Source organism: Veillonella sp. S13053-19 (assembly GCF_002959835.1).
Classification (GTDB): domain Bacteria; phylum Bacillota; class Negativicutes; order Veillonellales; family Veillonellaceae; genus Veillonella; species Veillonella rogosae.
In genome coordinates this window covers 87918-108248 of sequence record NZ_PPDA01000010.1, presented here as the reverse complement: position 1 = coordinate 108248, position 20331 = coordinate 87918, and the positions used below count along the sequence as shown (strand labels likewise).

General features: G+C 39.1%; 20 protein-coding genes. All 20 read left to right on the top strand.

From position 1 onward, the window contains the following. The 20 genes from VEHSUH06_RS07025 to VEHSUH06_RS06930 all read left to right on the top strand — a co-directional run bounded on the left by VEHSUH06_RS07025 (position 1) and on the right by VEHSUH06_RS06930 (position 20199). The gene (locus VEHSUH06_RS07025) at positions 1-1176 is read left to right on the top strand and encodes a type II secretion system F family protein (protein ID WP_105098314.1); all 1176 of its coding nucleotides are present in this window, start codon (positions 1-3) and stop codon (positions 1174-1176) included. 62 nt (positions 1177-1238) lie between these two features. Beyond that, on the top strand, positions 1239-1685 hold the full coding sequence (locus VEHSUH06_RS07020; RefSeq protein WP_009351675.1) for a competence type IV pilus major pilin ComGC: 447 nt from the start codon (positions 1239-1241) through the stop codon (positions 1683-1685). A 157-nt stretch (positions 1686-1842) separates the two neighbouring features. Beyond that, on the top strand, positions 1843-2400 hold the full coding sequence (locus VEHSUH06_RS07015; RefSeq protein ID WP_233187903.1) for an A24 family peptidase: 558 nt from the start codon (positions 1843-1845) through the stop codon (positions 2398-2400). After that, on the top strand, positions 2379-2840 hold the full coding sequence (locus VEHSUH06_RS07010; protein WP_105098312.1) for a hypothetical protein: 462 nt from the start codon (positions 2379-2381) through the stop codon (positions 2838-2840). The genes VEHSUH06_RS07015 and VEHSUH06_RS07010 overlap by 22 nt, the downstream gene beginning before the upstream one ends. A 49-nt stretch (positions 2841-2889) precedes the next feature. Continuing rightward, entirely contained in the window at positions 2890-3204 is a 315-nt protein-coding gene (locus VEHSUH06_RS07005; RefSeq protein WP_233187902.1) for a hypothetical protein, read from the top strand. Continuing rightward, positions 3201-3776 carry a hypothetical protein gene (locus tag VEHSUH06_RS07000; RefSeq protein WP_105098310.1) on the top strand — a complete coding sequence of 192 codons (576 nt, stop codon included), beginning with the start codon at positions 3201-3203 and terminating at the stop codon, positions 3774-3776. Before VEHSUH06_RS07005 ends, VEHSUH06_RS07000 begins: the two co-directional genes overlap by 4 nt. Further along, on the top strand, positions 3757-4164 hold the full coding sequence (locus VEHSUH06_RS06995) for a hypothetical protein (RefSeq protein ID WP_105098309.1): 408 nt from the start codon (positions 3757-3759) through the stop codon (positions 4162-4164). The genes VEHSUH06_RS07000 and VEHSUH06_RS06995 overlap by 20 nt, the downstream gene beginning before the upstream one ends. A 9-nt stretch (positions 4165-4173) precedes the next feature. Further along, positions 4174-5028 carry a hypothetical protein gene (locus VEHSUH06_RS06990; RefSeq protein WP_009351622.1) on the top strand — a complete coding sequence of 285 codons (855 nt, stop codon included), beginning with the start codon at positions 4174-4176 and terminating at the stop codon, positions 5026-5028. Between the two features lie 226 nt (positions 5029-5254). Continuing rightward, a complete protein-coding gene (locus tag VEHSUH06_RS10850; protein WP_233187901.1) occupies positions 5255-5608 on the top strand; it encodes a hypothetical protein in 354 nt (117 codons plus the stop codon). Further along, positions 5577-5996, top strand: coding sequence for a hypothetical protein (locus VEHSUH06_RS06980; protein ID WP_105098307.1), 420 nt, complete (start codon positions 5577-5579; stop codon positions 5994-5996). Before VEHSUH06_RS10850 ends, VEHSUH06_RS06980 begins: the two co-directional genes overlap by 32 nt. Positions 5997-6121: 125 nt before the next feature. Further along, complete coding sequence (locus VEHSUH06_RS06975; RefSeq protein WP_105098306.1) at positions 6122-7009, top strand: shikimate kinase; 888 nt, start codon at positions 6122-6124, stop codon at positions 7007-7009. After that, positions 6981-7895 carry an ATP-dependent 6-phosphofructokinase gene (locus VEHSUH06_RS06970; protein ID WP_233187906.1) on the top strand — a complete coding sequence of 305 codons (915 nt, stop codon included), beginning with the start codon at positions 6981-6983 and terminating at the stop codon, positions 7893-7895. The genes VEHSUH06_RS06975 and VEHSUH06_RS06970 overlap by 29 nt, the downstream gene beginning before the upstream one ends. Before the next feature lie 176 nt (positions 7896-8071). Further along, positions 8072-9154, top strand: a complete 1083-nt coding sequence (locus VEHSUH06_RS06965; RefSeq protein WP_105098304.1) for an efflux RND transporter periplasmic adaptor subunit — start codon at positions 8072-8074, stop codon at positions 9152-9154. A gap of 12 nt (positions 9155-9166) precedes the next feature. Beyond that, the gene (locus VEHSUH06_RS06960) at positions 9167-9889 is read left to right on the top strand and encodes an ABC transporter ATP-binding protein (protein WP_105098303.1); all 723 of its coding nucleotides are present in this window, start codon (positions 9167-9169) and stop codon (positions 9887-9889) included. Next, entirely contained in the window at positions 9882-11093 is a 1212-nt protein-coding gene (locus tag VEHSUH06_RS06955; RefSeq protein WP_105098302.1) for an ABC transporter permease, read from the top strand. Before VEHSUH06_RS06960 ends, VEHSUH06_RS06955 begins: the two co-directional genes overlap by 8 nt. Positions 11094-11317: 224 nt before the next feature. Further along, positions 11318-11782, top strand: coding sequence for a PaaI family thioesterase (locus tag VEHSUH06_RS06950; RefSeq protein ID WP_105098301.1), 465 nt, complete (start codon positions 11318-11320; stop codon positions 11780-11782). A gap of 36 nt (positions 11783-11818) precedes the next feature. Then, positions 11819-12841, top strand: coding sequence for a phenylalanine--tRNA ligase subunit alpha (gene pheS, locus VEHSUH06_RS06945; protein WP_105098300.1), 1023 nt, complete (start codon positions 11819-11821; stop codon positions 12839-12841). 9 nt (positions 12842-12850) lie between these two features. Then, positions 12851-15295, top strand: coding sequence for a phenylalanine--tRNA ligase subunit beta (gene pheT / locus VEHSUH06_RS06940; protein ID WP_105098299.1), 2445 nt, complete (start codon positions 12851-12853; stop codon positions 15293-15295). Positions 15296-15383: 88 nt separating this feature from the next. Next, on the top strand, positions 15384-17807 hold the full coding sequence (locus VEHSUH06_RS06935; RefSeq protein ID WP_105098298.1) for a DUF3656 domain-containing protein: 2424 nt from the start codon (positions 15384-15386) through the stop codon (positions 17805-17807). Positions 17808-17820: 13 nt separating this feature from the next. Continuing rightward, complete coding sequence (locus tag VEHSUH06_RS06930) at positions 17821-20199, top strand: endonuclease MutS2 (protein WP_105098339.1); 2379 nt, start codon at positions 17821-17823, stop codon at positions 20197-20199. The last annotated feature ends 132 nt before the right edge of the window (positions 20200-20331 follow it).

Here is a 20331-nt window from a genome sequence, read left to right as displayed (position 1 = left end):
ATGGAGGCTTATGAATATGTCGTAAAAAATGAGAATAATGAAACAGAAAAAGGGGTGATGTGGGGCGATTCAGAACAGGAGATTGCAACACGGCTAAAACGCGATGGATACAAGATTTATAAAATATCTTTACAAGTAGAAAAGAAGAAACATAAATGGAATCATGCTATGGTGGTCGATATAACCTATCAACTAGGATTACTGATAGAGTCTGGTGTGCCTTTACGAAGGGCTTTACAGTTACTCTGTCAGGGAAAGCGAAGTTTGCTATATAGGGCCTTGTATGAATCGATTGAGAGAGGCCAAACCTTATCGCAAGCATTACGTAGTGAAGGTTGTCCTGCTATAGCCTTAGCACTACTAGAAAGTGGAGAGGCAGCAGGCACCTTAGGTGAAAGCTTACAATACATTTCACGTCACTACGATTGGGAACGACAACTCCGACAAAAGGTTATGAGTGCTATTTCTTATCCTATATTTCTTCTTCTTATGATGAACGTATTCTTTCTCGTTACCATCCTGTTTATCATTCCATCCTTTGAAAAGGTTTTTACAACTATGCATATTACACTACCATTGATGACACGAGCCCTCTTTGCATTAGGACAAGGGTTAAAGGAACATCCTTTGATGGTAATAGGTATACATAGTGTTGTAATAGGTTCAATAGTATTTGCTTATAAGCAGCATAGTATGAAATGTAAAGTACATCGTTGGCTTTGGCAGTTGGCTCACCGATACCAATGGAGTACTTGTGTGTACTATACGAGCATGTTGAAGGTGTGGGCTCTGTTGCTAGACTCGGGGATTTCGATTATTCATACCATGAACATTACTCGTCCCTTATGGGGAAATCTATATGGCAGTGAATGTAGTGAACAGGTGGAGGCAAAACTATTAACTGGTCATTCTTTTGAAGAAAGTTTACGCAATGGTCATATAGGGAATGATTTTATATGGCAAATGGTTTCTATTGGGGAAGAAAGCGGTGAGTTAGTAAAGATGTTAAACCATTGTGGTCACTACTATGAGTCTATACTTTCAAAATATATTGCTCGATTAGAGCGATTATTAGAACCTGTTCTATTAACTGTCATGGGCATTGGTGTAGCCGTATTAGTCGTTTCTGTTATGTATCCCTTATTTACGTCTATCGCCAAACTAGGAGGACAATAGACATCATTTTACCAGTATTAAATAGAATCGAATTGTATTAAATAATGTAAAAGGAGGATATTATGAGTTCCGTTATACATATGGTTCATGGCATAAATCATCGATTAGAAATGTGTGGACAATGGATAGTAGAGCGATTACATATATGTCGTGTTCGAGAAGGACTTAACAAGTCGAGAAAAGGTGGTTTTACCCTTGTGGAATTAATGGTTGTCGTTGCAGTTATCGCTATTTTAGCAGCCATTGCGATGCCGCAGTTCTTATCTGCCGCAGATAGAGCGCGATCTGCAAAAGAAACGGCAGATATTCAAATTATTAAAAATGCCACCCAGCTCTACATGATTGATAAGAATGTAGATACTCCACCAACAGTAGAAAATCTTTACAAAGAAGGCTATCTCACTGAACATGTTAAGACAGCAAAAGGTAAAGAATATACCATTACCTATGAAGCTGTTAGCGGTGGTACTGCAAAAGCTGTAGTTGTAACAGCACCTAGTGTACCTTAATCGATAGGTATGTATTATTTAATGGGCATATTGTTTATTAGGTACATAGTGTTTAATTTAATCGACATATAGTGTTTAATTTAATCGACATATAGTGTTTATTAGGCACATACATATTGAGTGCCTGGTATTGGCATCGATTAAAGGTGCTTGATATATGGAAGGACAAGGTATGAAAGGGACTAGTTATGTAATAGGACTCATCGTATATATAGCATCTGTAGTATTACCTATTCTATTATCATTGAAGGCAATATCCTTTATTCACGTTGCTTTGTATGCTGCGTTTTCACTCATCATCATAGCAGGTGCTACCATCGATATGCATTACTATATATTGCCCGATGAAGGGGCTATGGCCCTTGTACTAGGTGGAATTATATATAGCTATATAAATGATAAATCTATGTTAATAACCATATTAAGTGTTATGAGTGTAGGGGCTATTACATATGGACTTCGTCTAATGAGTCATAAAGGCTTTGGACTTGGTGATGTGAAATGGTTTTCTGCCATTGCCACATGGCTTACGCCATGGGAGATTGTATGTTTCTTTTACGTATCATTTTGTGTTGGTTCTCTCTATCTCTTACTAACAGGTTATCGTAATCGATACATTCCATTTGGTCCCTTTCTATGCTTTGGAGGTTGGTGCGCCTTGCATGGTGGTCTATATATGGAGGTAATATACCAATGGTTAAGGCACAACCTATAAATGGCCAGTTAGGCTCCTTACTAGCTGAGTGGATGATTACCATAAGTTTAGTATTACTTCTCATATCTATTGCCTTACCCATTGTGACAACACCTAGTCGGTATACTCTAAATGGAGCTACTCAAGAGGTTGTGTATATGCTAAAAAAGGTTCAGCTTTGGTCCATGCTTGGACATAAGTCAAATGGGAAAGGTAGAATGCTCTTCATATTAAATAAGGATAGTTACACTATTGAAGAAGACGCCAATCATCATACGGTAAACATATCATTGCCTCCTAATATTGAGAATATAAGATCTATGACTATTATTTCTTTTTCAGCTCTTGGTTTACCTAGTGACGGAACAGAAATTGTTCTGACAGATCGTGAAAGTGGTGAGAAAAATCGCATATGGGTATCGGTACAAACGGGGCGTATCAGATGGGAAGAAGTACACTGAAGGGTTTATGTATGGCGATGCTTTATTCTCGGCAGCTATTATTATATTTATGTTACCTATTGTATTATCTGTGTTCTGGATGGCGACGATAACGATATATAAGGCTTATTATTGGGACCATATATTGCAAGATACTATAACGTATGTAGAGGAAGGTAAAGCAGCATATTATGAAACGGGAACACTTCAAACAGGCGTACATAAGTCACAATTTATCATGAGCCCTAGTGAGGCTATTACTTATAAAACATATGTGGAGCCCGTAGTAGTGCAGGGCATTTCACTACAACGCTTAACGGTAGAGACCATAGATAATGAAAAGGTTGTCTATTCACTATCCATTGATTTGGAGGAAATACGATGAATAGCAAAGTTAATCATGAAGGCTTTATATTGTACTCGACCCTTATTAGTATGACGATTTCTGTTATTGTCCTTACCTTGCTCTTAGGCATTGTATTCTATGGGGTTATGTGGGACGCCAAATTACTAGATAGCGTAGCGATGATGGAGGATGGTCGTTATACACGGCGTATGGTGGTAGCTCAAATGATATGGAATCCTGTAGAGGTTACCGTAGAGGATAAGAATATAAGCTTATATATTCATGATACAAAGCGTACGACCTTGACCGTACAAAGACATGCTCTTTACAGAAAACTCACGGATGGTAGCCTACAACCCGTAAGTGGTAGTCGCATCATAGGAACAAGAGACAAGCGTAATGTAGGGTATACGCAGGAACACCCATTTAGTCTAGATAATAATAAAACAGTTCATCTGCGATGGTACATTAATAATCGCTTTACTAATAATAAGCTCTATACTAGCGGATATGGTGGGTTAGCTCTGTATGAGGTCGCTATAGGGCAGAGTGCTGTTTATGATTGGTATAAAGATAATGAGGAGACAAGCCATGAACGGAGGAGCCCATAATGCAGGCTTTATTACATATGTAGCTATACTTACTATGTCCTTATTATTGCTCTTAGCCTTTATGGGGCTTCGTATTAGTCAAATTTGTGAAAGCAATGCCATCGATGAACTCCATTTAGAAGAGGCTCATTATGCAGCTCAAAGAGGGGCTCATTGGTTTGTAGGGTATTGTAAGGCAGGTAATACTTGGGACTTTCAACAAAAACTAATAGTGTCAGATGAGGGGGATGTAGAAATTACCATTGAACCGGATCGTTCGATGGATAATCCTCGTCATGTTATGAGTTATGGGAAATTGAAAAATCGGGAAATAGTGAGCCGCGTTCATATGTATGTCACAGTAGATCAAGATAAACATATGCATGTGGTAAAGGTAAAACCTTATTGAGGTGAGGCTATGAAACGGAAAAAGAAAATTCATTCTGGTGTTTGTATTACAGATGAGCGTATTGTATGTGTTACAGCTCATATTGAAAATAAAACAATGGTCATTACTGATGCATTAGAGATGAAACGGAGTGGACCTATTGATGAAGACGTTACTAGATTTATAGAAACCTATGATTTAGACGAAGGGGCCTATAGCATTGTAGCTAATATAGATACACAAATGCGTGTAGCACCTTATGATCCTCACGATTTTGATATGAAGGAATTTATTAAGTGGAATGTAGAGGATTACTTTAACTTTGATGGAGATAGCTTCCAAATGGATGCGTGTCGGCGAGAATATCCAAGACATAGTTATCATATGTTTATGGTAGCCGTAGATCGTCATTCTCTTGAGCTGTTAAAACAAGGCATACGAGATACGTATGCACCAGTAGATGTTATCGATTTTTGGCCCATTCCTATTTGTTACTGCTTGATGCGGCGTAGTGGGACGGTAACTGGTGTTGTTGAAGAAGGGGCTATGCATCTATGGCTATGGTGGAATGATATATGTATTGAGGAATGTATTGTTCCTATTACCGGTAGTGATGTATCGGAAGCAATGGAAAAATTAGAAGCTAGATTGCAAACATTTGGTATCGATGAAATTCAAGGTATACGCATGTACGGTTTAGATACCTTATCTGATGAAGAGCGAAATGATATGGAAGAAATAATTTCTATGTATGGTGAAAACGAATATATTCCGTTATTGTTCTTAGGTCGTGGTCGCAATCGTTGCAAAAAGGGCCAATTAGATTGGGATATGGCAATTGGTATGGCCGCAAGGGGGCTTAAGTGGATTGGCTTGGGATGGTAAAGATAAATGTATAAATTTAATGCCTCGTTCTTTACGATGGTATAGTCTATGGCATACATATCGGTACTATCTGTATGGTATAAGTCTTATATATTTTATAGTAGGCTTAGTATCTATATATATGTGCTGGACTAGTTACGGTATATATGATCAGCAAAAGGTAGAATATCTAAATTTACGAGCAAATGATCAGTATCGAGTGGTTGAGGGAAAATATAGCGAGTTAATGGCTATTAAACATAAAATTCTCAAGAATACATCTGATAGTAATAAAGTTAATATCTATCAAAATAGTATAGTTCTATATATTCTTGATACAGCTATGGACCAACATATTAGTTTACAGCGTCTAAGTATAAAAAATGGTCATGTAAGTATTGATGGTATCGGTGTTAGCGATGATGCATGTCGTAAATTTATAGCTATTTTGCAGCAGAGACTATCGGGAATGGAGTGTCATGGAACAGTTAAAGCAGATAAAGGGATTTATACATTCCATATGGACGGATCTAAGAGAGAGCACCACTCAACCAATCAACAAGATACTAATGACCGTAGTCCTGTGGGGGATAGTAACTAGTCTTTCCGTATATGGACATGTATATTTGAGTCAAAAAGCTAGTTACCTACAAGAACAGCAAGAGACTTTTGTTATACAAATGAATGCGGAGTCAGATTATATAGTATCTAAGGAAGCTAAACTATTAGAGACTTTCAGGGAGAACAAGAATTCTCAAACCAGCCATACAAGTATCTTTGATTCCTTACAAGGAGAACCATTAATGATTGTCAGTACTGATGAGCATGAAGGCATATTAGAATTAACATTATTAGGTAGTACGGAGCGACTCATAAACTGGATTAATACTGTTGATGAAAAAGAGCCTTCACGACATATAGAAATAGAAGATATAGAGCGCAAAGGCAATGTAGTTTACGTACATTGTGCTGTGAAATCAAGGATATAGACGCAGTAGAAATATTGCGTTCTTTATAGGGACAGATTATAGATATTATGTCTATAGTCTGTCTTTGTTTTTGAGCCATTTTATAGTACAATGAAGGATATGAAATAATAAGGGGCACATAATAAATGATAATTAAACGCAATATTATGCTCATCGGATCTATGGGAAGTGGTAAAAGTCACTTCGGCCGAAATCTTGCAGAACGCAAGGGATGGCAATTTGTAGATACCGATCGCGTATTAGAAAGTCGTTTTGGGTTGCCCATTGCTGAAATATTCAAAAAGATAGGGGAAAAAGCATTTCGTCGTGCTGAAATGGATGTACTAAAAAAGGTATGTTTGTATCATGAAGCCGTTATTTCTGTAGGTGGCAATTTCCCTATTGAACATCGCACATTAAAGGTATTGAAAAAATATTCCTATATCATTGGTATTCGAGCAGCACAATTCCGTATAGTGAGTCGTGTCAATCGCCGTATTGGGAAGCGGCCTACCATGGATTATACTAATGTTAATGCCTTTGTACACGCTATGATACTGTCTTGGAAGCCAGTGTATAAGCAGTGCGATTTTGTACTGGACACAACAAATGGTCGGACCTATGATTTTATGCAGCGTATTGAGGACGAATTAGAGGCCTCAGATGTGCAATTTAAAGCAAGACGTCAACCCAATGAAACAGACGAAGTAGATGCCACAGTAGCATCTAGAGATACACAATTTAATAATCATCAACGTAGAAGAATAGAGGATACCAAATTAATATCCCCTAAAGCTAGCTCTAGTATAGGAATGTTCAATAAGGGAGATTCTAATAAGGTATCATCTAAAAAAGTCCGTTATGATAAACGTCGCAATCAAAAGGCGTCTAATGTAGGAAACAAGAATCGAAAGACTGAGACTATATCCAATCAACGTACACCACAAGGGGGTAATGGATATGAGAAGAATCGCAATACTAACAAGCGGCGGAGACGCACCTGGAATGAACGCCGCCATAAGAGCCCTAACTAGAAAAGCCATACATGAAGGTTTTGAAGTATTTGGCATTGAACGAGGCTATTTAGGAATCATTGAGGAAAAAATATTTCCTTTATCTAACCGTGATGTAGGTGGCATTATTACCCAAGGTGGGACGATGCTAAAAACGGCTCGCTTTCCTGAGTTTCAAAATGAAGAGGTTCAGAAAAAGGCCTATGATATTTTAAAAGCTCATGATATAGATCATCTCATCGTTATTGGTGGCGATGGTTCCATGCGTGGCGCTACAAGTTTGACAAAACTCGGTATGTCCACCATGACTATTCCTTGTACCATTGATAATGATATGGGGGGCACTCAATATACATTAGGTTTTGATACGGCTTTAAATACTGTAGTTGATGCGGTTGGTCGTATTCGCGATACATCTAACTCGCATGAGCGGGTAGCCATTGTAGAGGTAATGGGGCGTAAAGCTGGTCATATTGCACTTAAAGCAGGTCTTGCATGTGGTGCAGAAATCGTATTGGTTCCTGAAAATCCTATGCCTTTACATGATGTATGTCGACATTTAAAGGAAACACAAATTCGTGGTAAAGAATATAGTGTGATTCTCGTAGCGGAAGGTGCTTATAATAGTGGTGACGTAAAAGCCTTTATTAAGGAACATACGGAGTTTGATCCGAGCTTGACCGTATTGGGATATTTACAACGCGGTGGCGGGCCATCTGCATTTGATGCAATTTTAGCAGCCCGTATGAGTGAAGCATGTCTTAATCTATTGATGAATGGCGTGGATAATCGATTACTGGGCTATATAGATGGTCATATCCGTCCCATTTCTTATCAAGAGGCAGAGCTCTTAGATTTCCCTATTAATGAAAAAGACTACACCCTATTATCAATATTGAGTAGTTAATTTATATAATAAAGTGGCCTGTTAGGGGCCATTTTCTATATATGTTATAATTTATCGTTAATGAAATTATATTGCATAAAAGTAATTGGTGCTGTATAATTTAACAATACTATATGTGTTGATATAGAATACTGTCTCTTTTACATATATCTTCATCTTTATTTAAGGAGATCATAATGAAAGAATTTTTCCAAAAGCATCGTAAACGCATAGTTGCGGGTGCCGTTGCTCTTTGTGTTCTTGGTGGTGGTACGTATTACTACATGAATAGCCAAAATGCTAGCCAAACACAAAATTTATATACTACTGGTAAAGTAGAAAAAGGTGATGTAAAAACGAGTATTAGTGCGACCGGTACTATTAACCCTGTAAACTATGTAGACGTATCTACAAATGTAGCAGGTAAACTTGAAAGAGTTTTGGTAAAAGAAAATGATCACGTTACAGAGGGACAAGTTATCGCTTATATTGATACGCGACAACTACAGGCTTCTGTTGATGATGCTCGCGCAGCGTTATCTAAGGCTGAGCTCGATATGAATCGCTACAAAGCTTTGGCTGCTCAAAATGCTATTGCTCAACAAACCTATGATGATGCCGTAACATCTTATGAACGCGCTTTATCTACGTTCAATCGTGTATCTGCCGATCTAAGTGATGCTACGATTACTGCACCTATGTCGGGTACTGTTGTAGGTACGCCACTAAAAGCTGGACAAACGATTAGTACTGGTATTTCTACTCAAATGATTATTGCTACAATTGCAGACCTAAATAATCTAGAAATCTACCTTACTGTAGACGAAACAGATATTGGTAGTATTAAACAAGGGGCTAAAGTAGAATTTACTGTAGACTCCAAGCCTGGTGAAACTTTCACAGGTTATGTATCTGAAGTTGCAAAAGGTACAAAAGGTAACATGGGCGCTACAAGTAATAGCGTAGTGTACTATACAGTTAAGGTTCAAATTCCTGAAAATATTGCAGGTAATTTCTTACCATCTATGACGGCTCGTGCTACTATCTTTGGTGAAGATATTAAAAATACCTTAGTAGTTCCTCTTACTGCAGTACGTACAGATAAACAAGGTGAATACGTATATGTTATGAAAGATGGTCAACCAGTTCGTACAGCTGTTTCTACAGGCGTAACTGGGGATACTAATGTACAAATTCTAAAAGGTTTATCTGAAGGTGATGAAATCATCGTAAGTGGTGATGTTACTGCTCCTAAGAATAATAGCCGTGGACCATTCTAATAGTAGGTGAATATGAATCAAACAGTAATCGATATACAAGGGATTACGAAGACCTATGTAAATGGTAAATTATCGGTGCCTGTGTTGTATGGTATCGACTTACAGGTCAATAAAGGCGAATTCGTATCTATCATGGGTCCTTCTGGCTCAGGTAAATCTACCTTTATGAACATTCTTGGTTGTTTAGATCGGCCAACGACAGGTTCCTATCGTCTAAATGGAGATGAGGTAGCTACTTTATCTGATGATGAATTGGCCTTTGTACGAAATAAACAAATAGGCTTTGTATTCCAAAGTTTTAACTTATTAACAAAATTAACGGCTGTAGAAAATGTAGCGCTCCCTATGATTTACGCAGGGATGGATAAAAAAACACGTAATGAACGTGCTGCGGCCTTATTAGCGTCTGTTGGTCTTGGTGACCGCATGGATCACTTGCCATCCGAGTTATCTGGTGGTCAGCGGCAACGTGTAGCCATAGCTCGTGCATTGGCAAACAATCCAGCCATCATTATGGCCGATGAACCGACAGGTAATCTTGATTCTAAGTCTACTATCGACGTTATGAACATCTTCAGAGGGCTTTATGACGAGGGCCGTACAATTATCCTCGTTACTCATGAGCCTGAAATTGCTACGTATGCAAGTCGCAACGTAGTATTACGAGATGGGTTAATTGTAGAGGACTCCCAGAATCATAATATGACACCTGTACAGGAGGTGACTCATGTATAAAGAGAGTTTCTTGATGGCATGGGCATCCCTCATTGCTAATAAAATGCGTTCCATTTTAACCATGCTAGGTATTATTATCGGTGTAGCTGCCGTCATTGCTTTAGTATCTATTGGTAATGGTGTAAAGCAAGATATTCAAAACTCCATTTCTAGCTTAGGTTCAAATTTATTGATGGTTATGCCAGGTGCGCCGCGTACTCCAGGGGTACGACCATCGCCAGGATCTATGAAATCCTTAAAGGTAGCTGACTACGAAGCGATTGCAAAACTAGATGGCGTTAAAGCTGCAAGTCCAATGACAAATGGCGGATATGTAGTTATTTATCAAAATAAAAACTGGACTACTTCAGTATCTGGTGTTAATGCTAATTATTTAGATGTTAATAACTGGACCATGAAGTCTGGTCGATTCTTATCTGAAAAAAATGTACAGAATCGTGAGCGCGTAGCTGTAGTTGGTAAAACAGTTGTTAAAAATCTATTTGGTGATGAAGATCCTGTAGGTAAAGAGATACGTGTTAAGAATATTCCATTCCGCATTATTGGGGTACTCAATAGTAAAGGTAGTGGCGCTATGGGTAATGACCAAGATGACATGGTGATTATTCCTTACACAACAGCTATGGAACGGGTAGACGGCATTGATTATTTACGAATGATATATGTGGTAGGCAAAGACGAAAATGGTATCGATCGCTTGCAGTCCGATATTGAAAACTTATTACGTGTACGACATGGTATCAAAGATACAAATCTTGATGACTTTAACATTCAAAATATGAACTCCATTATGGAAACTATGGAAGAAACAACGGGGACATTGACATTGTTCCTAGGTGCAGTAGCGGCTATTTCTCTCGTAGTTGGTGGCATCGGTATTATGAATATTATGCTCGTATCAGTAACAGAACGGACAAGAGAAATTGGGGTGCGTAAGGCTTTAGGTGCAACTTATAGTGTTATCGTTACACAGTTTCTTATCGAGGCTGTTGTTATCAGTCTGATGGGGGGCATCATAGGTATTGCACTCGGTATAGGGGCCTCTAAGTTAATTGGTATGGCTTCGGGCATGAGTACAGTTATATCTATACCAACTATTGTAATGTCTTTTGCCTTCTCTATGGCAATTGGTTTGATCTTTGGTATTTATCCAGCTCGCAAGGCGGCAAAACTTAATCCAATTGATGCATTACATTATGAATAGTCTTGAATTGTAAGTTTGTATTTTAAGAACATACTAATAAATAGATAGAGTTATTCGCATATGGTGCGTTGCATGATACAATATGTATGATGTAACGCACCATTTTTATATGCTTGTATGTAATTTGTGCTATATACATATGAAAATTTCATGCAAGCAATTTGTAATAAACGGGGTATGTAGATTACCTAATCTACGGGTAAGTATATTGAATGGAGAACCTTATGGCTACAACATTGTTAGAATATTTCAACGAATTACGAAATCAGAATCCATTTTCTTGGGTAAAAGATTCTGAAATTACAGTAGTTGAACCAGGTCATGCAGAAATGACCTTACAAACAAATGATACAGAGTATTGTAATTTCCGAGGGGATTTACATGGTGCCGTTTGTATTGGTTTAGCAGATAGTGTAATGGGGACCGCTTGTTTCACATTGGGTAAATCTGTTAGCACTATTGATCTTAATGGTAACTATGTGAAAGCTGTTAAGGGTGGTACTGTATTGCGTGGTGTAGCCAATGTAGAGCATAATGGTAAAACGACTATGGTTGCAACAGCACGTATCTATAATGAGTTAGGTGAACTTGTTCACTTGGCACGTGGTACTTTTTTTGTACTAGAAGAGAAGTCATTACCTGAATTACCATGGCGTTTTATTGAAGAAGACAACCCTGATTTGGTATAATATAGTTTAGACTTTTAAATATAGGAGGATGCTTTAATGAAAGAAGAATTACAACGGATTAAGGCTGAAGCTCTTGATGCGATTAAAGGGTTGACAGATATACAATCACTGCAAGATATACGCGTTAAATATTTAGGTAAAAAAGGTGAGGTAACGGCATTACTAAAAGGTCTTGGTAAATTATCTCCAGAAGAACGCCCGAAGGCTGGCGCCCTCGTTAATGCTGTTCGTGAAGCATTAGAAGCCGAAATTGATACGGTTAAAGTTCGTATGGAAACGGCAGAGTTAAACGCTCGTTTAGAACAAGAACGCATCGATATTACATTGCCTGGTCGTGCACCAAAAACTGGCCATATTCATCCATTAACAAAGGTTAATGAAATGATTGAAGACTTCTTTATGAAAATGGGTTATACCGTTGAAGAAGGTCCAGAAGTAGAGCAAGATTACTATAACTTTGAGTGCTTAAACTTGCCTAAAGATCATCCAGCACGCGATATGCAAGATTCCTTCTATATTACAGAAAACTTCTTGTTACGTACACATACATCTCCAGTACAAGCTCGTACTATGCAACGTCATGAGCCTAACAGCCCAATTCGTATGATTGCGCCTGGTAAGGTTTATCGTTGGGACTATGATGCGACACATTCCCCAGTATTCCATCAAGTGGAAGGTCTCATCATCGACGAGCACATTACATTTGCTGATTTGAAAGGTACATTAGAGTCCTTCTTGCGTCACATGTATGGTGATGAAACTAAGGTGCGTTTCCGCACGAGCTTCTTCCCATTCACAGAACCATCTGCAGAGGTAGATATTTCTTGTGTAATGTGTGGTGGTGATGGTTGTCGTGTATGCTCTCATACAGGTTGGCTTGAAATCTTAGGCTGCGGCATGGTTCATCCTGACGTATTGTGCATTAATGGGTACGATCCTGAAAAGGTTAAAGGCTTTGCCTTTGGTATGGGCGTAGAACGTATTGCAATGCTGTTATACGGTATTAACGATTTACGTCTATTCTTTGAAGATGATGTACGATTCTTGGAACAATTTTAGGAGGAACTCATGAAAGCAAGCTTACAGTGGATGAATGAATACGTGCCTGTGGATATGAATCGTCCTGCTCAAGAATTGGCCGATGAATTAACACAAGCTGGTATTCCTGTAGAAGATGTCATTCCTATGGATAATGGCATTAAGAAAATTTATACTGGTAAAATCGTAGAAATTACGAAACATCCAGATGCAGATAAATTACAAGTATGCCAAGTAGAATGTCTTACTGAAGAAGGTGAGCCTGTTACTAAGCAAATCGTAACGGCTGCTACTAATGTTGCAGTAGGTCAAATTGTGCCTGTAGCGTACCATAAATCTCGCTTAGCAGATGGCACAGAAATTAAAAAAGGTAAATTGCGCGGTGTAGCTTCTGAAGGCATGTTCTGTTCCGTAGCAGAATTCGGTATCTCTAGTGATTTAGTGTTACCAGAGGAAGCGCAAGGTATTTACATTTTCCCTGAAAATACTCCAATTGGTCTTGATGTAAAAGACGTATTGGGCATGAACGATACTGTATATGAATTCGAACTCACTGCAAACCGTGCAGATTGCTTCTCTATGGTTGGCTTATCCCGTGAATTCGGAATGATGACAAATCAAAAAGCTCTATTCCCAGTTATCATGGTAAACGAAAATGGTGAGTCTATCGAAGGCAAAGCATCTGTTGAAATTGAGGCAGATGATCTTTGTACTCGTTTCACTGCTCGCGTAGTAACTGATGTTAAGGTAGAACCATCTCCATTGTGGATGCAAAACCGTTTGCGCAACAGTGGCATTCGTCCTATCAATAATGTAGTAGACGTTACAAACTACGTTATGTTAGAGCTAGGACAACCTATGCATGCATACGACTATGACCATGTAAAAGGTCATACATTAGTGGCAAGACGCGCTAAAAATGGCGAAGTACTTGTAACACTCGATGGTTCTGAACGGGAATTAAATGACTCCATGCTTATTATTGCCGATGCAGAACGTCCTGTAGGCGTAGCTGGTATTATGGGCGGTTTTGACAGCGAAGTAACGAATGAAACGACTACAGTTATGTTTGAAGCTGCTGTATTTAATGGTCCATCCATTCGCCGTACTGCAAAAGCTCTTGGTATGCGCTCTGAAGCGTCTGGTCGTTTTGAACGTGGTGTAAACCATAAATATACTGCCTATGCTATCGATAGAGCTGCTCAATTATTACAACAAATCTGTCCTAGTTGTAAAGTTGATGTAGGCGTTATCGATGTATATAAAAACCCTGTAGAACAACATACTGTAACTTTTACAGCGGAACAAATCAATGATTACTTGGGTACTAATATTGAAAAAGACGAAATGGTTCGTATTTTGACTGCCCTTGAATTCGTTGTAACAGAAGAAGGGGATAGATTATCTGCCCTCGTTCCAACATGGCGCGGTGACGTAACAGTAATGCCTGATATTGCTGAAGAGGTAGCTCGTATTTATAACTACGATAATATCGCTCCAACAATTCCTGTAGCCGTATTATCCTCTGGTGGTATGACTCCTAAAAAAGCTCTTACTAAACAGGTAACACATGCATTGGCTAAACTTGGTATGACTCAAATCATTACCTTTAGCTTCATGCATAAAGATGGCCTTACAAATCTGATGCTTCCTGAAGGGGATAGCCGTTATACTGCTATTCCGATCTTGAATCCAATTTCTGAAGAGTTCCCTTACATGCGTACTACTTTGGTGCCTGCTGTTATTGACGCAGCAAAACGCAACATTGCGCAACAAAATAAGGATCTTTGGTTGTTTGAAACAGCAAATGTATATGAACCAAAAGCATTGCCTTTAACAGAAGTGCCTCATGAACGCCCTATGGCTTGTGGTATCTTGATGGGCAAGGTGAACCAAGCTAGTTGGAATCAAGCAGAGCGCACAACTGACTTCTATGATGTAAAAGGCATCGTAGATGCGTTGTTGGGTGAACTTGGCGTTACAGGCTACGAAATCAACCGTGGTGCTGAACCATACTTCCACCCAGGCGTAAGTGCTCAATACGTAGTAGATGGTAAAATGATTGCTCAATATGGTGAATTACATCCACAAGTGAGCAAAAACTTTGATTTACCAGGAAAAGTATACATGTTTGAAATCGATTTGGAAGCAGTATTATCCTTAACGATTCCACCATTCCGCTATACATCTTTCAGTAAATTCCCAGGTACTAGCCGTGACCTTGCTATTGTAGCACCTGTGTCCGTATCTAGTGGTGAAATTTTATCTATCATTAAAGAGCATGGTGGTGAATATTTAGAAAGTGCATCTATCTTCGACGTTTACGAAGGTGAACATATCGAAGCTGGTTACCGCAGTCTTGCATACAACTTGCAATTCCGCTCTATGGAAGGCACGTTGAATGATGAAGATATTGATGGTAACATTCAAGCTATTATCGATGCATTAGCAGAAATTAACTGCAGATTACGTTAATCTCAAGCAGTATATTGAAAGGGTTTACCATATGGTAAACCCTTTTAGTACTATAGTTATACCTTTAGTTAGGTAGAAAGGATTATCCATGGAATTATTGGCTCCTGCCGGTACGATGGAAAACTTTATAGCCGCCTTAGAATCTGGAGCTGATGCTATTTATCTTGGCGGTAAAGGCTTTAATGCCCGTGCTCATGCAGCAAACTTTGGCATTGAAGAACTGGCTGAGGCTATTCATTTGGCTCATATTTTAGATGTGTCCGTATATGTAACCGTAAATATCCTCATAGGTGATTCCGAATTAAAGGATCTCGAGGCGTATTTGAAGGACTTAGAGCGCATCGGTGTGGATGCTATTATCGTTCAAGATTTAGCAGTTGCTAAATTGGCACAACGAGTGGCTCCTAAACTTCACTTACATGGCAGTACGCAGATGACGGCGGCTACATTAGATGCTGTTCGTTTTTATGAAAGCCTCGGTTTTACCCGTGTTGTATTGGCTCGTGAATTGAGCCTTCCTGAAATTGAACATATTTGTAAAAACTGTACAGCTGAAATCGAAGTCTTTGTACATGGTGCCTTATGTGTGTGCTATTCTGGTCAATGCTTGATGAGTTCCTTTATCGGTGGTCGTAGTGGTAACCGTGGTGCCTGCGCACAACCTTGCCGTTTGCCTTATGAACTATTGAATTCTTCTGGTACTAGTTTGCTACCTAAACACGAAGCCTATTTATTAAGTCCAAAGGATCTTAACTATAGTGAGCATATGAATGAGCTCGTAGCTGCTGGTGTTACGTCCTTTAAGGTAGAAGGGCGTATGAAAAAGGTTTCCTATGTGCGCCAAGTCATTGGGACCTATCGTCATATTTTAGATACAGCTCATATGGATGCTGCTGATGCCGATGCATTGGCGTCTGGGTTTAATCGTGGCTTCTCTACAGATTACTTAACAGACCATGTAGGGAAATCCATGATGACCGTGGTGGCCCCAAATAATCAGGGTAAACCAATTGGTAAGGCAGAGGTTAAAAAAGGACAAGTTCATTTATACTTAACGGAAGTTATTGAAAAAGGATCACTTTTAAAGGTTATGCAAGCCTCTGGTAGCATTACTTACTATCAGATTGATCAGAACTGGTCTGCCCTTGATGATAAACATTTTGTAGGTAAGCCAGATGAAGGCTTTGCATCAGGACAAGTATTCCTTGCATCACCACCTAAAGCTCAAAAGCAGAGAGGTCTACAAGATTTCAGTGCTAAGTTAGAGGTACATGGATACTTATCTATTAATACGGACCGAGAAAAGCCTTGCACAGAACTTACCTTTGTATTAAATGATGGTCGTACTGTGACAGTATCTAATGAGTTTGAACCTGTTTATGCGAATAATAAACCGACTACATTAGAGAAGGTTACAGACCAAGTAGGTAGATTAGGCAATACATTGTTTACGCTTGGCTCTATGTCTATTCCTGATGGGCCTTATATGTGGCCAGCTAGTGTGTTAAATGCATTGCGCCGAGATGCTGTAGAAGCGCTAGAAAAATTATTGATTACAGACCATGAAACAGCTTGGGCTGAGCTGGCTGCAGAGCCTCAAGATATGTCATCTATGGTTGCTAAGGATAAGCTTCAATATTCTGCGCCTATGGTGAGTGCTCGCGTTGATGAGATAGAGGCTGTGAAAGCAGCTATTGAAGGGGGCGCTAAGAAGATTATCTTCGGTGGTGACCGTTTACAACGTAAGCCTTATGAACTTAGCATCTACGAGCAGGTGGCTAAGCTTTGCAAAGACCATGATGTACTTTGTGTATTTGCTACGCCTCGGGTTGTGAAAGATGATGAAGTAAAGGCGTATATGAATACCCTTAAGGCCATAGTTGAGGCGAAACCAGATAGCATTTCTATTCATGTCCCTCAAGCGTTATTATGGCTTCGTGACTTAGGGCATACAGGTGCTATTGAAGCCGATACAGGTCTTAACATATTTAATGGCTCCGCCTTACAAGTATGGGAAGATTTACATATGAGTAGCGTAGCACCATCCTTAGAGTTAACATTGACGCAACTCGTAAGCTTACAAAAATCTACTAATTTGCCATTAGAGGTTATGGTTCATGGTTATACGGAAATGATGATTTCTGAATACTGTGCCATCGCTAGCTTTGTAGGGACTGGTAAAAAAGAAAACTGTCCAATGCCGTGCGTAACAGAAGATTACGCATTAAAGGACCGTAAAGGGGAAGTATTCCCACTTCGCACAGATCCATATTGCCGCATGCATATTATGAACAGTCATGAAATGGATATGCGTTCCTACGTACCAGAGTTACATCGAAAAGGATTACATATTTTACGCATCGATGGACGCCATATGGATCCAAAGAGATTGCGTAGTATTGTAGCAGATTATGTAGCCATTCAAAATGGAACACAAGAGGCTCCTCCTAAGAGTGTAGGCAAAGATGATACGCCGATTACAAGGGGCCACTATTTTAGAGGTATTTTATAAAAGAGGTAGTACATTGTTTAACGAAGATGTATTAGACTTTCACCATATAAAAGAACAATTACAACAGCATTGTAGCTCTACCATAGCTAAAGAATTGGCTATGAATATTGAGCCAATGATTGATGCGAAACAGATTCAAGAGAACCTTGATGAAACGGCAGAGGCAATGCGGTCGTTGCAAACTGAGGTAGAACAACCGTTAGGTGGGACGCGAGATATTCGTGAGTCCTGTAAAAAGAGTCGCAAAGACTTTGTTCTTACTCGTGAAGCACTTTGGGATATTTACTTAACCATTGGTGCCTATAAGCGCATGACAAAGTTCTTTAGAACGAAATATATGGAATATCCATTGCTATCCTTATGGGTACAGGATATGCCAAATACAGATCGCATTGAAAACCGTTTTAAACGTGTCTTTGATGATAAAGGGGAATTGCTAGATACAGCATCTCCTAAGTTGGCGAGCCTTAGAAATACGATTATCAAAACTCGGGAAAAGATTAAAAATGATATTCAAGCTATCTTACACGACAAGGATAATCAGAAGTATTTCCAAGAAACGATTATTACACAGCGTAACAATCGCTATGTAATCCCTGTAAAACAGGAATATCGCCAATATTTTGATGGTCTTATTCACGACCGTTCTGCAACGGGTCAAACACTCTATATTGAACCGATGCGCTTGGTGAATCTAAATAATGAATTACAAGAGGCTTTGATTGGTGAAGAGCAAGAGGTATTGCGTATTTACCGTGAATTGTCTGCCCTTGTAAAACAACATAGTAATGATTTGATGGATGCTTGTGAAAAGGTATCCCATATCGAATTTGTATATGGTAAGGCGAGCCTGGCTATTTCCTATAAGGGGGTACCAGCCATCTTGAGTACTGACAGAACAGTTAATCTCATGAGAGCTCGTCATCCATTAATTCCACCGAATGTGGTAGTGCCTACCAACATTTTATTAGGCACACCATATCGTATTCTATTAATTACTGGTTCTAATACAGGTGGTAAAACAGTTTCCCTTAAAACATTAGGGTTATTGAGTTTAATGAACCAATGTGGTCTATTTATCCCTGCTGATCACGGCTCAATGCTACCAGTATTCCATAATATCTTTGCCGACATTGGGGATGAACAAAGTATTGAGGCTAGCCTTAGTACGTTCTCTGCTCATATGACGCAAGTAATTTCCATCATTAAACATTGTGGTCCTAATGATTTGGTATTACTAGATGAGCTTGGTTCTGGTACTGATCCAGAGGAAGGTAGTGCTTTAGCCGTATCGATCCTTGAATTCTTCCGTAAAAAGGGCGCTCTTATGATGGTAAGTACTCATTATAATGAGCTTAAAAATTATGCGTATCATACGGAAGGTATTGAAAATGGCCATGTAGAGTTTGATGATCGCACCTTAAAACCAACATATCGACTTCATATCGGTGTAGCAGGTAGTAGCCATGCATTGAGCATTGCGGCCCGTCTAGGCTTGCCAAAAGATATCGTAACCCGTGCGGCAGAATATAAATCTCAATTTGGTAACCATGAAATGGAAGAAGTTCTTTCGGATTTGAATGAGCAACTTCGTAAGGCATCTGAACGCGAAAGAGCCTTAAAGAAAGAGCTCGATGAAACACGTCGCATGCGTGGTCAATTAGAGAAGGAAAAGAAACAGTTTAACGAAAAACGTAAACAAATCTTAGCTAAAGCTCAAGCTGATGCTGAAGCTATGAAGCGCAGTTTACGTGTTGAAGGGGAAGCGATTATCAAGCAACTGAAGTCGCAATTCTCTGAAACAAATAAGGATAAGCGTCAATCTGCTATTAATGCAGCACGTAAGGGTATCTCTAATGTACATATACCAGAATCTCCAGTAGATGATGATCGTAAATCTTTGACTGCAGATGCTATTAAGGTAGGCCAAGCAGTATATGTTACATCTTTACGCTCATTAGGTACCGTATTAGCTATCAATGGCAATCGTGTGAATGTAGATATTAATGGACTAACAGCTACTGTAAAGGTTAGCGAATTACAATCTACTACACGTGAAGAAGGAAATAAGCTTGCACGGGAACAAAAGGCAGCTATGCCTAAGACTAGAAAACGTATGGGTGGCTCTGCCGTACAACGCCAAAAAGAGGTACGTACTGAAATCAATATTCTTGGACAAACGGTAGATGAAGCGACAGTTTCTGTTGGTAGATTTATTGACCAAGCTTTACTTGGTGGTGTTAATCAAGTGCGCATTATTCACGGTAAGGGGACTGGCGCATTACGAGAAGGTGTACATCAATATTTACGCACCTTACCTCATGTAGCACACTTTGAAACAGCTGGTTATGATGAAGGCGGTGCAGGGGCTACAAACGTAGTTCTTAAATAAAAATATATACATGTTCTAATGAATCATTGTGCATCTGTATGTTGCGGATGATTATATAGTTATAGGGCAATAATGAAAAGGTAGTAAGTTCATAGAACTTACTACCTTTTTTGTAAAAGAAAGGAGCGGAAC